The sequence below is a fragment of the Pseudomonas sp. FG35 genome (genome assembly GCF_057809295.1).
The window spans coordinates 87178-100968 of record NZ_JBMDJR010000003.1; the positions used below are offsets into that span (position 1 = coordinate 87178).

The 13791-nt window shown below is 61.9% G+C and carries 13 protein-coding genes; 8 read left to right on the forward strand and 5 right to left on the reverse strand.

Annotated features, from left to right (window positions below):
- Positions 1–48 precede the first annotated feature (48 nt).
- Complete coding sequence (locus ACODTD_RS06895; protein ID WP_236676622.1) at positions 49–1065, forward strand: SMP-30/gluconolactonase/LRE family protein; 1017 nt, start codon at positions 49–51, stop codon at positions 1063–1065.
- 147 nt (positions 1066–1212) lie between these two features.
- Here the strand turns inward: ACODTD_RS06895 and ACODTD_RS06900 are convergent, their stop codons facing one another.
- Positions 1213–1383 carry a hypothetical protein gene (locus ACODTD_RS06900; protein ID WP_201819290.1) on the reverse strand — a complete coding sequence of 57 codons (171 nt, stop codon included), beginning with the start codon at positions 1381–1383 and terminating at the stop codon, positions 1213–1215.
- 109 nt (positions 1384–1492) lie between these two features.
- Complete coding sequence (locus ACODTD_RS06905; RefSeq protein ID WP_039768852.1) at positions 1493–1735, reverse strand: HP1242/YdcH family protein; 243 nt, start codon at positions 1733–1735, stop codon at positions 1493–1495.
- Positions 1736–1940: 205 nt separating this feature from the next.
- Here ACODTD_RS06905 and ACODTD_RS06910 point away from each other — a divergent pair, with 205 nt between their 5' ends.
- From ACODTD_RS06910 to ACODTD_RS06940, 7 genes are all read left to right on the forward strand, one after another.
- Positions 1941–2462: a DUF4142 domain-containing protein gene (locus tag ACODTD_RS06910; protein WP_085695913.1), complete on the forward strand. Its 522-nt coding sequence runs from the start codon at positions 1941–1943 to the stop codon at positions 2460–2462.
- A 240-nt stretch (positions 2463–2702) separates the two neighbouring features.
- Positions 2703–3554 carry an STAS domain-containing protein gene (locus tag ACODTD_RS06915; protein ID WP_064381281.1) on the forward strand — a complete coding sequence of 284 codons (852 nt, stop codon included), beginning with the start codon at positions 2703–2705 and terminating at the stop codon, positions 3552–3554.
- 3 nt (positions 3555–3557) lie between these two features.
- Positions 3558–3920, forward strand: a complete 363-nt coding sequence (locus ACODTD_RS06920) for an STAS domain-containing protein (protein ID WP_011334518.1) — start codon at positions 3558–3560, stop codon at positions 3918–3920.
- On the forward strand, positions 3917–4321 hold the full coding sequence (locus tag ACODTD_RS06925; RefSeq protein WP_011334519.1) for an anti-sigma regulatory factor: 405 nt from the start codon (positions 3917–3919) through the stop codon (positions 4319–4321). Before ACODTD_RS06920 ends, ACODTD_RS06925 begins: the two co-directional genes overlap by 4 nt.
- Positions 4318–5328: an ATP-binding protein gene (locus ACODTD_RS06930; protein WP_489104763.1), complete on the forward strand. Its 1011-nt coding sequence runs from the start codon at positions 4318–4320 to the stop codon at positions 5326–5328. Before ACODTD_RS06925 ends, ACODTD_RS06930 begins: the two co-directional genes overlap by 4 nt.
- A complete protein-coding gene (locus tag ACODTD_RS06935; protein ID WP_489104636.1) occupies positions 5321–6196 on the forward strand; it encodes a sensor histidine kinase in 876 nt (291 codons plus the stop codon). Before ACODTD_RS06930 ends, ACODTD_RS06935 begins: the two co-directional genes overlap by 8 nt.
- Positions 6186–8129: a response regulator gene (locus ACODTD_RS06940; RefSeq protein ID WP_489104637.1), complete on the forward strand. Its 1944-nt coding sequence runs from the start codon at positions 6186–6188 to the stop codon at positions 8127–8129. Before ACODTD_RS06935 ends, ACODTD_RS06940 begins: the two co-directional genes overlap by 11 nt.
- A 5-nt stretch (positions 8130–8134) precedes the next feature.
- Here the strand turns inward: ACODTD_RS06940 and ACODTD_RS06945 are convergent, their stop codons facing one another.
- From ACODTD_RS06945 to ACODTD_RS06955, 3 genes are all read right to left on the reverse strand, one after another.
- Positions 8135–10768 carry an excinuclease ABC subunit UvrA gene (locus ACODTD_RS06945; protein WP_489104638.1) on the reverse strand — a complete coding sequence of 878 codons (2634 nt, stop codon included), beginning with the start codon at positions 10766–10768 and terminating at the stop codon, positions 8135–8137.
- A gap of 28 nt (positions 10769–10796) precedes the next feature.
- Positions 10797–12908, reverse strand: a complete 2112-nt coding sequence (locus tag ACODTD_RS06950) for a hybrid sensor histidine kinase/response regulator (protein ID WP_285354485.1) — start codon at positions 12906–12908, stop codon at positions 10797–10799.
- Between the two features lie 132 nt (positions 12909–13040).
- Positions 13041–13730: a GntR family transcriptional regulator gene (locus ACODTD_RS06955; protein ID WP_285354486.1), complete on the reverse strand. Its 690-nt coding sequence runs from the start codon at positions 13728–13730 to the stop codon at positions 13041–13043.
- Positions 13731–13791: the final 61 nt, after the last annotated feature.

A 13791-nucleotide genomic window follows, 5' to 3' on the forward strand; every position in this document is an offset into this window, starting at 1 on the left:
TATTCGGTGTTGTTGCTGATCGTCGTCGTTGTGGCGTTCCTGCTGCTCATGCCGACCAAGGTCGAGCCCGTAGCATGGACACCGCAACCAGCGCCCTCGCTGAGCGAAGGCCAATACGCTGACAATCAGCGGCTCAAGAGCGCGGCGCAGGTCGGTCCAAGTGACATCGAAGGCCCGGAAGCGCTGTTGCTGGAAAACGACTTTCTGATCACCGGCCTGCACGACGGACGCCTGCTGCAAACCAGCCTCGATGGCCAGCAACGCAAGGTGCTGGCCGATACCGGCGGCCGGCCGCTGGGGCTGGCGCGGCATCCCAACGGTTTGCTGGTGATCGCCGACGGGGTCAAGGGTTTGCTGTCCCTCGACGCACAGGGTCAGCTGGTGGCGCTGACCACCGAAGCCAATGGTCTGCCGTTCGGCTTCACGGATGACGTGGCGATCGACAAGTCCGGACACTACGCCTACTTCAGCGACGCCTCGAGTCGCTGGGGTTACGGTCACGATGGCGAAGCGATCATCGAACATGGCGGCGACGGCCGCCTGCTGCGTTACGACTTCCAGACCGGAAAAACCAGCCTGTTGCTGGACAAGCTGGAGTTCGCCAACGGCGTAACCCTCGGCCCGGAAGACGCTTATGTGCTGGTCAACGAAACCGGCGCCTATCGCATCAGCCGCTACTGGCTGACCGGCCCCAGGGCCGGCACCCACGACCTGTTCATTGACAACCTGCCGGGGCTGCCGGACAACCTCGCCTTCAATGGCCGGGATCGCTTCTGGGTGGCGCTGTACACGCCGCGCAATCCGCTGCTCGACCGCACCGCTGAACAACCGTTCGTACGCAAGATGATCGTGCGGGCCATGACCGTGCTGCCCAAACCGGTGGAGAAACGCGGGTTCGTGTTGGGGCTGGATCTGGACGGCAAAGTGATCGCCAATCTGCAGGACGCCAGCGCCGGCAATTACTCGCCGATCACCACCGTGCGCGAGTATGGCGAGTGGTTGTATTTCGGCTCGCTGAAGGCCACGCACATGGCGCGGATGCCATTGGACGCCGCCTTGAAGTGAGGCTTTGAGATTTGTGATAAATCGGCTGACGTCATCGCTGGCAAGCCAGCTCCCACAGGGTTTTTCGTCGTTTGCAGGTTCCGCGACCAACACGGTCACTGTGGGAGCTGCGGTGCGACGATTCGACTTGCCAGCGATGGCGGACTATCAGTTACTGGATCGATCGAACTTGTCCGGATCCTCGTCCTCCGGCACTGCCTCGCTCTTGCGTTTCTCTTCAGGATTACGAACGGTGTGCGCCGGGCTGTTCGGCTCGGGTTGGGTCGGAACCGGGTCGAATGCACCCTGCTCTTCACTGGGGAATTTTGGATCTTTCATAAGGCACCTCGTTGAGAGTCGCAATGTGAAGACTCTGAACATTCGAGGTGCCGGTCGTAGCTATCGTTCCAGTCGTTTCACCAGCGAGGGCCGGTGGCGCGACTGACGGTCAGGATCGGGCCTGCAACTGCTCGACGATCTTGTCTTTGACCTGCAGGCGTTTCTCTTTGAGTTTCTTCAGGGTGTCGTCGCTGGGTGCATCCGAGGTCGCCGTCTCGGCCTTGACGACTTCGGCGTCCGCCTGGGAATACTTGTTGATCAGTGCATCCAGATGTGGATCCGCGGTGCGTCGTTGCTGGATCTCTTCCTTTGTCAGTTTCAAGTCCTGTAACAAATCATGGGTCACCGGCATGGAACACCTCCGTCAGTTGATCGGCAGCCAACGCGACCGATTGCGCTGGCCAGGTATCAGAATGGCCTCGGTTGACCGGTTCTGTCGACCTCCTGTCAGACCAGCGGTGCCCGTTCGTCGCCCTTTCGCAAATGCGATAAAACCTTTGGTCGGCGAAATCCCTCCATTGGTTAACGCTCACAAAAACCTGCGTGGAGAAACACCAATGGACGGATTCAAACTGCGTCATCTCTTTCTGGCTGTCGCCCTCAGCACCGGCATGGGTTCGGCCTTTGCCGCCACCGACAACGATTTCGTCGATAACGCAGCAGCCGGCGGCATCGCCGAAATCGAAACCAGCCGTCTGGCACTGGAAAAGAGCCAATCGGCCGACATCAAGGCGTTTGCCAACATGATGATCACCGACCATGGCAAGGCCAACGATGAACTGGCCACGATTGCCAAGGCCAACGACATTGAAGTGCCGGACACCACGACCCTGGTCAAACAGGCCAAAGAGAAAATCCTCGACATGCGCGATGAATCCTTCGATGCCGCCTATGCCAACAATCAGGTCAAGGCGCACGAAGAAACCATCGAGCTGTTCAAGAAACAAGCCAACACCGTGACCGACGACAAAGTCAAAGGCGCCACCGAACTCAAAGCCTTTGCGCAGAAAATGTTGCCCGGTCTGGAAAAACACCTGGCCGCCGCCAAAGAGCTACAGGCCAAACACCCCAGCAAGTAACCGCCAGGTACTCAAAGAGGCCGCCTCCATTGGACGCGGCCTCTTTGCGTTGGGGCCTTGTTGCAGGCAAAAGATCAGCATTTCCGGCCACGCCGACTAGAGTTACCGGTGCATTGCTTGCGGCAGATCAAAAATATCCTCGCGGGAACGAACAACTATTTCGAACGGCCAGGGTCATTCACTTCGCGCCGGTCATTTTCCGAAGATCCGGCCCCCAATTCGCAATGGAGCAACAGGCACATGGCAGCACTGCAGAACAGCACACTTAATGCGATTAAAAACAATCAGGTTCAACTGCTGGGCGAATGGATCAACGGGCTTCAAACCACCGGCGCTACGCGCAACCTCAAAGAACACGACATACAGCAACAGACCGGCGAATTCCTGCAACTGGTGGTCAGTGGCCTGGAAAACGACAGCGGCACCAACATCGCCGCGCCGGGCTGGGAAGGCATGCGCCAGTTCCTCGAAAAACTCTCCCACAGCCGCGCCCAGCTCGGTCAGGATTCCCAGCAGACCGCCAGCTTCATTTTCTCGCTCAAGGGCCCGCTGTTCGCCCTGCTGCAAAACCATTATCGGGACCAGCCCGCCCTGCTCGCCGAACAGCTTTGGGAAATCTCCGAACTGTTCGATGCTTTCGGCCTGTACACCATTCGCACGTTCCAGAAGTCCCGTGAAGCGGTGATCAAGCGCCAGCAGGAAGAACTGCTGGAGCTGTCGACCCCGGTGGTCAAACTGTGGGATGGCGTGCTCGCCCTGCCGATGATCGGCACCCTCGATTCACAGCGCACCCAAGTGGTGATGGAATCGCTGCTGCAACGCATCGTCGACACCGGCTCGGAAATCGCCATCATCGACATCACTGGCGTGCCAACCGTCGACACGCTGGTCGCCCAACACCTGCTCAAGACCGTGACCGCGATCCGTCTGATGGGCGCCGACTGCATCATCAGCGGCGTGCGTCCGCAGATTGCCCAGACCATCGTGCACCTGGGCCTCGACCTGCAAGGCGTGGTCACCAAAGCCAATCTGGCCGACGCACTGAAGCTGGCCCTGACCCGTCTGGGCATCACCCTCACCAAGACGGTCTGAACAATGGAACGTATCCCGATTCTTCAGATGGGTGACTTCCTGCTGGTGACCATCCAGGTCGACATGCATGACCAACTCGCCCTCACCCTGCAAGACGACCTGTCCGAGCGCATCAGCAAGACCTCCGCGCGCGGCGTGCTGATCGACATCTCGGCGCTGGACATGGTCGATTCGTTCATCGGCCGGATGATCGGCACCATTTCCGGCCTGTCGAAAATCATGGATGCCGAAACCATGCTGGTCGGTATGCAACCGGCAGTAGCGATCACGCTGGTGGAGCTCGGCCTGTACCTGCCGGGCGTCAGCACCGCGCTGAACGTCGAGCGCGGAATGAAACTGCTGCAGGAACGAGTACGCCAGCAATGACCGTGCGCAGCAGCGGTACCCAACCGATCAACATCGAGCAGGATGTGGTGCTGGCACGGCAAACGGCGCGCAAGCTGGCCACCGAGTGCGGCATGCGCTTGATCGACCTGACCAAACTGGTGACCGCCGTCAGTGAACTGGCGCGCAACACCATGGTGTATGGCGGTGGCGGAGACATGGACTGGCAGATCCTCGATGACAACCACAAGGTCGGCCTGCGCCTGACCTTTCGCGATGAAGGCCCGGGTATTCCCGACATCAAACTGGCGATGACCGACGGCTGGACCTCCGGCAGCGGTCTGGGTCTGGGCCTGACCGGGGCCAAGCGACTGGTAGATGAATTCGAACTGGACACCGAGCCCGGCAAAGGCACTCGCATAACGATCACCCGATGGACATGAACATCAGCGGGACATTGACCCAGGTGTTGGTGATCGAGGACAGCAGCCAGATCGGCCATGCCCGGCGTACGGCCCAGCGTCTGGCCGAGCAACACGGTTTTGGCGAAAGCGATGCCGGCCGCGTCGCGCTGGTGGCCACGGAGCTGGCGAGCAATGTGCTCAAGCATGCCGGGCACGGCGAACTTCACTTGCGTCTGTTGCCGCGTCAGGGTGACGACGGCATCGAAATGATTGCAGTCGACCGGGCCCAGGGCTTTGATCTGGATGCGTGCATGGCCGATGGTTTTTCCACCGGCGGTACTCAGGGCATCGGTCTGGGAGCCGTGGCACGCCAGGCCGATGTCTTTGATGTTTTTGCCGATCATCGCGGCGCGGTGCTGCTGGCTCGTTTATACCCACGCAGCGACCGGCAGGTGGATATGCCGTATGGTGTCAGCCAACACTCGCTGCACAACGACCCGGCCTGCGGTGATGTCTGGCATCTGGCGATCCACGGCGCTGACGTCAGTGCTCTGGTGGTCGACGGTCTGGGCCATGGCGAGGACGCCGAGCGTGCGGCCCGCGCCGGTGAAAAGGCCTTTACCTTGAATCCGTTCGGTGCGCCGACGCTGCTGATGGAAGACATGCACCGTGAGATGATCGGTAGCCGGGGCGGCGCGGTGGCATTCGCGCAGTTTCACGCCGGCCGTGCCAGTCTGTCGTTCACCGGTGTCGGCAATATTGGTGCCAGCCTGATCGCTTCCGACAAGTCGCGCGGACTGGCCTCGCATCCGGGCATCGTCGGTGGCCAATACAGAAAAGCCCAGCCTTTTGACTATGCTCACGTGAACGGACATCTATTGATCATGTATAGCGACGGCTTGCAGTCCCGCTGGAACCTTCAGGATTACCCCGGTCTGGTGCATCGCCATCCCGCCGTGATTGCCACCGTCCTGCACCGCGACTTCTGCCGCGGGCGCGACGATGTCACCGTGCTGGTGGTTGCCCTGGAGTCCGCCCATGACTGAGTCCCCGACACTGAGCAATGCCGAACAGGCTGCGTTGATCGCCCAGTTGCAGAGCGAAACCGCTGCGTTGCGCGAAGAGCTCGACGAAACCAATCAGGGCGTGCTCGCCCTGTACGCCGAGCTGGATACCCAGGCTGAACAACTGCGTCAGGCATCCGACCTGAAAAGCCGTTTTCTGTCGTACATGAGTCACGAGTTCCGCACGCCGCTGGGCTCGATCTTGAGCATCAACAGCCTGCTCGCCGACGAACTCGACGGCCCCCTCAGCCCCGAGCAACACAAGCAGGTGGCGTTTGTCAGCACCGCCGCCCGGGAACTCAGCGACATGGTCGACGACCTGCTCGATCTGGCGAAGATCGAGGCCGGACGCATCAGCATTTCTGCGGCGTGGTTCGACATGTTCGACCTGTTCGCCGCACTGCGGGGGATGTTCCGGCCGATTGTCGATGCCACGGCCGTAGACCTGATTTTCGAAGAGCCGGTAGGCCTCCCGCGTCTTTACACCGACGACAAGAAGCTGGCGCAGATCCTGCGCAACTTCATTTCCAACTCGCTGAAGTTCACCACCCGTGGCGAGGTCCGGATCTCGGCGCGTCTTGAGGGTGAGGGCAAGGTGCGGTTCGCCGTCAGCGACACCGGCATCGGTATCGCTGCGGAGCTGCACGGCACCTTGTTTGAAGACTTTTCCCAGGTCGACTCACCGCTGCAAAAACGCCTGCGCGGCACCGGGCTCGGCCTGTCGCTGTGCAAACGCTTCGCTGAATTGCTCGGTGGTGAGGTTGGTGTCGAAAGTACGCCGGGCGTGGGCTCAAGCTTTTTCGTGATCATTCCGCTGGCACTTGCCCAGGAGAACGTCGATGAAACATGACATCCGTCTGTTGATCGTCGATGACAACGTCGCCACTCGCTATGCCTTGCGCCGACGACTGGAGCGCCACGGTTACGAAGTGCTCGAGGCCGGCACCGGCGGCGAGGGGCTGGCCCTGATCGCCAGTCAGTCGCTCGATGCGCTGATCCTCGACGTCAACCTGCCGGACATGAGCGGGTTCGACATCGTGCGTAAACTGCGCGCCGACCCGGGCACCGCCCTGCTTCCGGTGATCCACGTGTCCGCCGCGTCGATCCAGACCGGCGACATCATCACCGGCCTCGATGCCGGGGCCGATGCCTACCTGATTCATCCGGTCGATCCCGACGTGCTGCTGGCAACGTTGCGCACCCTGCTGCGGGTGCGTGACACGGAGAACGCGTTGCGCGAAAGCGAGGCGCGTTTCCGCGAGATCTTCGTCAACGTCTCCGCACCCATCGCGGTGCTCGATGCCGATCTGAAAGTCCATGAGTGCAATCACGCCTTTTCCCAGCTGATCCAGGACAACCGCGACCCGCAGACCCTCAGCGAATGCTTTGCCGAGGATCAGAGCGCGATCCTCGACGAACTGCGCCTGCGACTGGTGGACGGCGAGCGCTGGAAGGGCACGCTGAACATGCGCGTGCAGGGTGAGGTTCGCGAGACCGAATGGCAGATTTCGCCCTACCGGACTCCGAAGCTGAGCCTGGTGTTCGTCGAAGACGTCACCGAACACCGTCATCGCGAGCGCTCGCACCTGGCGCAGCTGGACGACACCACCACGCAACTGGCCAAGGAAGTCGCCGACCGGGTACGCGCCGAATCGCAACTGCTGCAAGTACAGAAAATGGATGCGCTGGGCAAGCTCACGGGCGGCATCGCCCATGACTTCAACAACCTGCTGACCGGGATCATCACCAGCCTCGAACTGATCCAGAAACGTGTTGCCGATGGCCGAACGGACAAGGTCCAGTTCTACGCCGAAGCGGCTCTGAACTCGGCGAGGAGCGCGGCCTCGCTCACCCATCGCCTGCTGGCGTTTGCCCGTCAGCAACCACTCGACACCCGTCCGCTCGACATCAACAGACACGTCCGCTCGCTCGAAGAATTGCTGGTGCGCACCATCGGCGAACGCATCGCCCTCAAGCTCGAATTGACCACCAAACCTGCCATCGCGCTGGTCGATCCGATTCAGCTCGAAAGTGCGGTGCTCAATCTGGTGATCAATGCCCGGGACGCATTGCCACGGGGCGGCAATATCTGGGTCAGCACTTACGCGGCGTACTCCCACGGCGACCCGAACCTCGCCGATGGATCCTACGTGGCGCTATCGGTGCGCGATGACGGTACCGGCATCGAGCACAACGTGATCGACAAGGTGTTCGAGCCGTTCTTCACCACCAAGCCGCTGGGCCAGGGCACCGGGCTGGGGCTGTCGACGATCTACGGTTTTGCCCGTCAGTCCGGTGGCGATGCGCACATCCGCAGCGTCGCGCGACGCGGCACCGAAGTGACGATCATGCTGCCGGCCACCAGCGATCCGACCGCTGTCGATGTGGCCCCGGTGACGATTGATCCGCAAGGCTCGGGCGAACATGTGTTGATCGTCGAAGACATGCCGGCGGTACGCCTGTTCGTCACCGAAGTGCTGGAAGACGCCGGTTACCGCTGCACCCAGGCCGGCGATATCGAAACGGCGCTGGAACGCTTGCAGAACGACGCGTCGATCGACCTGCTGCTGACTGACGTTGGTCTGCCACGCATGACCGGCCGTGAACTGGCCGACGTTGCCCGGGGCTGGCGTGAGGGGTTGCCGATCCTGTTCATGACCGGTTATGCGGAAACCGCGATCAACCGCCAGGTGTTCCTCGGGGCGGGTATGGACATGCTGGTCAAACCGTTTCAGATCAGCGCATTGCTGGACAAGGTGCGTCGCACGCTCGACGGTGCCTGATACACCTAGCGGCTGAGGGCGCGGGCGAGAAACGGCGCAGTCCGGCTCTTCTTGCTCGCCGCCACTTTCTGCGGCGTTCCGGCCACGACGATCTTGCCGCCCTGATCCCCCGCACCCAGGCCGATGTCGATTACCCAATCGCTCTGCGCCACCACGCGCATTTCATGCTCGACCACGATCACCGTGTGTCCTGCGCTCACCAGATTGTCCAGTTGTTCCAACAAGCGGTCGACGTCTCGCGGATGCAAACCGGTGGTAGGCTCATCGAGCACATACAACGTCGCGCCGCGCTGATTGCGTTGCAGCTCGGTGGCCAGTTTGATCCGCTGGGCTTCGCCGCCGGACAACTCGGTCGCCGGTTGCCCGAGGCGCAGGTAACCGAGGCCGATGTCGCGCAGCACTTCCAGTGAACGACGGATCGCCGGTTGCTCGGCAAATACCGCCACCGCTTCATCCACGGTCAATTGCAGCACCTGCGCAATGCTCAAGCCCTGCCAGAGGATGGCCAGGGTCTCGGGGTTGTAACGCGCGCCGTGACAGGTCGGGCACGGCGCATAAACGCTGGGCATGAACAGCAACTCGACACTGACAAACCCCTCGCCTTCGCAGGTCGGGCAGCGACCCTTGGCGACGTTGAAGGAAAACTGCCCGGCGTCGTAGCCCGCCACTTTCGCCTCATCGGTCGCGGCAAACAGCTTGCGCACGTTGTCGAACAGCCCGGTGTAGGTCGCCAGATTCGAACGAGGGGTGCGGCCGATGGGTTTCTGATCGACCTGAACCAGACGCTTGATCGACTCCAGCCCTGCGCTGACCTGGCCGGTGCTGGCAGACGGGGTATCGTCTTCCAGATTGAGTTCTTCCGGTTCGGCGTCACTGACGCTGCGCCCGAGCTGCGCGCCGACCAGTTCCAGTAGCACCTGGCTGACCAGGCTCGATTTGCCGGACCCGGAAACACCGGTGACCGAGGTGAAACAGCCCAATGGAAATTCGGCGCTGAGATTGTCGAGATTGTTGCGGGTAACGCCGTCGAGCTTCAGCCAGCCCGACGGTTTGCGCGCAGTGCGTGTGGAGCGTTGCTGTTCGGCGAACAGATAGGCGCGGGTCTGTGAGTCCTCGATCGCGGCCAGCCCCGGCGGCGGGCCGCTGTAGAGAATCTGCCCGCCCTTTTCGCCCGCCGCCGGGCCGACGTCGATCAGCCAGTCGGCCCGGCGCATGGTGTCCAGATCGTGCTCGACCACAAACACGCTGTTGCCGTCGGCCTTCAGAGGCTGCAACGCCGCGAACAGCGCTTCGCCGTCAGCCGGGTGCAGGCCGGCGGAAGGTTCGTCGAGCACGTAGATCACGCCAAACAATTGCGAACCCAGTTGGGTGGCCAGTCGCAGGCGTTGCAATTCGCCGGACGACAGGGTCGGCGTGCTCCGTTCCAGGGCCAGATAACCGAGGCCGAGATCGGTCAGGGTGCTCACCCGTTCCAGCAGATCCTCGGCAATGCGCTGCGCGGCCAGGCGTTTTTCCAGCGACAGGTTCGGCGTATGGCGCACGTCCGGCGCGTTGGCGTGGCCGCTGGCGCCATGGGCCACGCGCTGCTGCCGGGCTTCGCGGGTCTGGCTGTGGGTCAGGGTTTCACCGGTTTCATCGGCGTGTTCCAGCCAGCTCGCGTCCGCGACCGGCCGCAAAACCTCGGCGACTTGCAACAGAGACATCCGCGACAACTCGCCGATGTCATGCCCGGCAAACGTTACCGACAGCGCCTCGCGCTTGAGGCGCTTGCCATCGCACAACGGACACAGGCTGCCGAGCATGAACTGCGACACGCGCTTCTTCATCAGCGCACTTTGCGAATGGGTGAAGGTGTGCAGGATGTAGCGCCGGGCGCCAGTGAAGGTGCCTTGATAACTGGGCTCCATGTTGCGCTTGAGGGCGACGCGGGTTTCTTCCGGCGTCAGCCCGGCGTACACCGGAACGGTTGGTGTTTCCTCGGTGAAGAGGATCCAGTCACGCTGTTTTTTCGGCAGCTTGCGCCACGGGATATCGACATCGATGCCCATGGTCACCAGGATGTCGCGCAGGTTCTGCCCCTGCCAGGCCAGCGGCCATGACGCTACGGCGCGCTGGCGGATGGTCAGATTCGGATCCGGCACCATCAACGCCTCGGTGACCTCGTAGACCCGGCCCAGTCCATGGCATTGCGGGCACGCGCCTTGCGGCGTGTTCGGTGAAAAATCTTCGGCATACAGCATCGGCTGACCCGGTGGGTAGCTGCCGGCGCGCGAGTACAGCATGCGGATCAGGCTCGACAACGTGGTGACGCTGCCCACCGACGAACGCGTGCTCGGCGTGCCGCGCTGTTGCTGCAGGGCCACGGCCGGCGGCAGGCCTTCGATGGAGTCGACGTCCGGCACGCCAACCTGATCGATCAGCCTTCGCGCATAGGGCGCCACCGATTCGAAATAGCGTCGCTGGGCTTCGGCATACAGCGTCGAAAACGCCAGCGACGACTTGCCTGACCCCGACACCCCGGTGAACACCACCAGTGCATCGCGAGGAATGTCGACGTCCACGTTCTTCAGATTGTGCTCACGGGCACCGCGCACGCGAACCATGCCGGCGGCAGAACTGGAATTGCGTCTGGAAGTCATCGGCCAGCCTTGGTCAGGGGATTGGAGCTCAGGTGCTGAGCACGGAACGGATCATCTGCAGCAATGCTTCGGGTCCATAGGGCTTGCCGAGCAAATGGGTGTCGGGACTGAGCTGGTGGTTGCGCGAGATGATGTCGCGGGTGTGGCCCGAGGTGAACAGCACGGCCACCGGCGGCATTTGCACCTTGGCCCACGCCGCCAGATCGGAGCTCTTGATCAGACCGGGCATGACCACGTCGGTGAAGATCAGGTCGACCCGAGCGCCTTCCATCAACATCTGCATGGCTGCGTCACCATTACCGGCGGTCAGCACGCGATAACCTTCCTCGCGCAGTAGTTCAACTGCCGAGGTGCGCACCGCTTCGTTGTCCTCGACCACCAGGATTGTCTCGTGGCCGCCCGTGAGGGGGGTCTCCACGCTTGGCGCCGCTTGACCCACCGCTCGCAGGCTGCGCGGAAAGTACAACTGCACGCGCGTGCCCTGGCCCACCTGGCTGTCGATCTCGACATGCCCGCCGCTCTGTTTGACGAAGCCGAACACCATGCTCAAGCCGAGGCCCGTGCCCTGGCCGTCGGCCTTGGTGGTGAAGAACGGTTCGAACACCTGCTCGAGCATGTGCGGGGCGATGCCGACGCCGCTGTCACTGACCGAAACCCGGACGAAATCCCCCGGCACGATCCCCTTGCCCGAACAGAACGCCCGATCCAGTGAAAGGTTGGAGGCGCCGAGCACAATCGTGCCCTCGCCTTTCATGGCGTCCCGGGCATTGATCGCCAGATTGAGAATGGCGTTTTCCAGTTGATTGCGATCAACGTTGATGTGCCACGGTTCGTCCGGCAGTTGCACGTCGATCTGAATGGTTTCGCCCAGCGCCCGTTGCAGCAACTCACCGACGCCTTCGAAGATCTGCCGGGGATTGCACACCGCCGGCGACAGCGGCTGGCGACGGGCAAACGCCAGCAGTTGCGAGGACAGCTTGGCGCCCCGCTCCACCGCCGCCAGCGAGGCGCTGACCCGACGCTGGACGTTGGCATTGTCCGGTTCATGCCGCGCCAGCAGATGCAGGTTGCCGGCGATCACTTGCAGCAGGTTGTTGAAGTCATGGGCCACGCCGCCCGTAAGGCCGCCGATGGCCTCGAGCTTCTGCGACTGACGCAATTGCTCTTCCGCGGCGAGGCGCGCCTCGACTTCATCCGCTACCCGCTGTTCGAGGTTGCGGGTGAACTTGAGCAGCGATTCTTCGGCGATCTTGCGCTCGTGAATATCGATCAGCACACCGGGGAAACGGAACGGCCGGCCCTGCTCGTCGAATTCGCAAGCGCCGCTGGCGAGCACCCACAGACAACTGCCATCGGCACGCACCACCCGGTACTCGGCGTTGTAGGGCTCGCCGGTACGCACCGAATTCTCCACGCACTCCTGTACCCAATTACGGTCGTCCGGATGAATGTGCGTCTCGGCGATATGCTGAGGCAGGTTGCTCAGGTCTTGATCAGGCGGGTAGGAAAATGTCCGGGCAAAACGCTCGTCGGCCGACAGCACATTGTTTCTGACGTCCCAGACAAACGAGCCAAGCAGTGCCCCGGCATTCAGTGCCAGTCGCACCCGCTCGTTATCGGCGCGATAAGCGTCTTCGGCGGCCTGACGCAAGCGTTCGGACAACACCAGTTCAGTGGTTTCCACCACCATCGCCATGACGCCCGAAGGCACACCGGCATCGTTGGCCACCGGGCTGTAATACAAATCGAGCCAGACATCCTCGGGTACGCCGTCGCGCAGCAACACCAGGACCTTGTTGCGATATTCCAGGGTGCCGCCGGCCAGACAGGTGTCGACCACATGCCGGTTGAAATCGGCCACCTCCGGCCAGCCCAGTTCCACCGGCGATCCGAGCAGGTAGGGATGTCGTCCGCCGGCGAATCGTGAGTAAGCGTCGTTGTAGATCATGTAACCGGCATGGCCCCAGAGCATGACCATCGGCAGCGGCGATGCCAGCATCAGTTGCACTGTGCTGCACAGGCTGGCCGGCCAGGTTTCGAGCGGGCCCAGATCGGTCCTGCTCCAGTCGAACGCACGGATTCGCCCGGCCATCTCGCCTTGCCAGCCGTCACACCCATGGCTATCGGATAAAAACTGCATCAGCTGCTTCAACGCCTTGTGGTTGATCCGGATCTATCGCTGCGCGGTCAAACGTCGCGCCCGTCTGTTTCGAGCGCATCGGGCAACGATGGTTTCATTAGAGGTATAGCCGATTTCAGTGGCAGCCGACGCTCAGACTTCGATCAGATGTTTGAGCGGATGGTAGCCGGTCTTGAGCTTCGCAGCGACGTCGAGAATCGCCTTCTGGATGCCGTCCAGGTGTATGCAGGTCAGCTCGATGGCGGCGCTCTGATTGCCAGCCTCGATGTACTCGATCAGCCGCAGGTGTTCGTCGTCGCGACAGGCTTCGTGGCTGTCGTCATCCAGCGCCGCGGCGTACAGCGAGGCGCGGGAAATCAACTTCTGGAACCAGTCGAGCAGCACCGGGTTATTCAGGCTGCGGGCGAGCTTGATGTGGAACTCGCCGAGCAGGTGAATCAGCCGCTCGTGATCGCCGGCTTGGTGGGCTTCGTCTTCCAGCAGCAAGTGATCGCGCAGGTCCTGCATCGCCGCAGAGTCTTTGCGTCGGCACAGTTCGGTGACGATGCCGATCTCGACCAGACGTCGGGTTTCGAACAGCGAACGGATCTCTTCATCACTGGGCAGCGATACCGATGCACCTTTATTGGGCTCGGTGGTGACCAGTCCATCGGCCTCCAGTTGCTTGAGCGCGGCACGAACCGACGTGCGGCTGACATTGAACAATTCTGCCAGCGACGCCTCGCCCAGCTTCATCCCAGGACGCAGCGAACGTTTGCTGATCGCCTCGTAAACCCCTTGGTAGACGCGGTCGACCGTGGTTTCCGGTTTTTTCTCGGTCATCTGAAAACTCCTTCAATGCTGGCAGCGCTGCCTGACGAGCGACTCAGTCAGGGAAATGGGG

Excerpts from the sequence above, each read along its gene's own strand:
- ACODTD_RS06940 (WP_489104637.1), top strand. The coding sequence starts at position 6,186 with ATGAAACATGACATCCGTCTGTTGATCGTCGATGACAACGTCGCCACT.
- ACODTD_RS06910 (WP_085695913.1), top strand. The coding sequence starts at position 1,941 with ATGGACGGATTCAAACTGCGTCATCTCTTTCTGGCTGTCGCCCTCAGC.
- ACODTD_RS06900 (WP_201819290.1), bottom strand. The coding sequence starts at position 1,383 with ATGAAAGATCCAAAATTCCCCAGTGAAGAGCAGGGTGCATTCGACCCG.
- ACODTD_RS06920 (WP_011334518.1), top strand. The coding sequence starts at position 3,558 with ATGGAACGTATCCCGATTCTTCAGATGGGTGACTTCCTGCTGGTGACC.
- ACODTD_RS06905 (WP_039768852.1), bottom strand. The coding sequence starts at position 1,735 with ATGCCGGTGACCCATGATTTGTTACAGGACTTGAAACTGACAAAGGAA.
- ACODTD_RS06955 (WP_285354486.1), bottom strand. The coding sequence starts at position 13,730 with ATGACCGAGAAAAAACCGGAAACCACGGTCGACCGCGTCTACCAAGGG.
- ACODTD_RS06930 (WP_489104763.1), top strand. The coding sequence starts at position 4,318 with ATGAACATCAGCGGGACATTGACCCAGGTGTTGGTGATCGAGGACAGC.
- ACODTD_RS06945 (WP_489104638.1), bottom strand. The coding sequence starts at position 10,768 with ATGACTTCCAGACGCAATTCCAGTTCTGCCGCCGGCATGGTTCGCGTG.
- ACODTD_RS06950 (WP_285354485.1), bottom strand. The coding sequence starts at position 12,908 with ATGCAGTTTTTATCCGATAGCCATGGGTGTGACGGCTGGCAAGGCGAG.
- ACODTD_RS06935 (WP_489104636.1), top strand. The coding sequence starts at position 5,321 with ATGACTGAGTCCCCGACACTGAGCAATGCCGAACAGGCTGCGTTGATC.
- ACODTD_RS06895 (WP_236676622.1), top strand. The coding sequence starts at position 49 with ATGCCGACCAAGGTCGAGCCCGTAGCATGGACACCGCAACCAGCGCCC.
- ACODTD_RS06925 (WP_011334519.1), top strand. The coding sequence starts at position 3,917 with ATGACCGTGCGCAGCAGCGGTACCCAACCGATCAACATCGAGCAGGAT.
- ACODTD_RS06915 (WP_064381281.1), top strand. The coding sequence starts at position 2,703 with ATGGCAGCACTGCAGAACAGCACACTTAATGCGATTAAAAACAATCAG.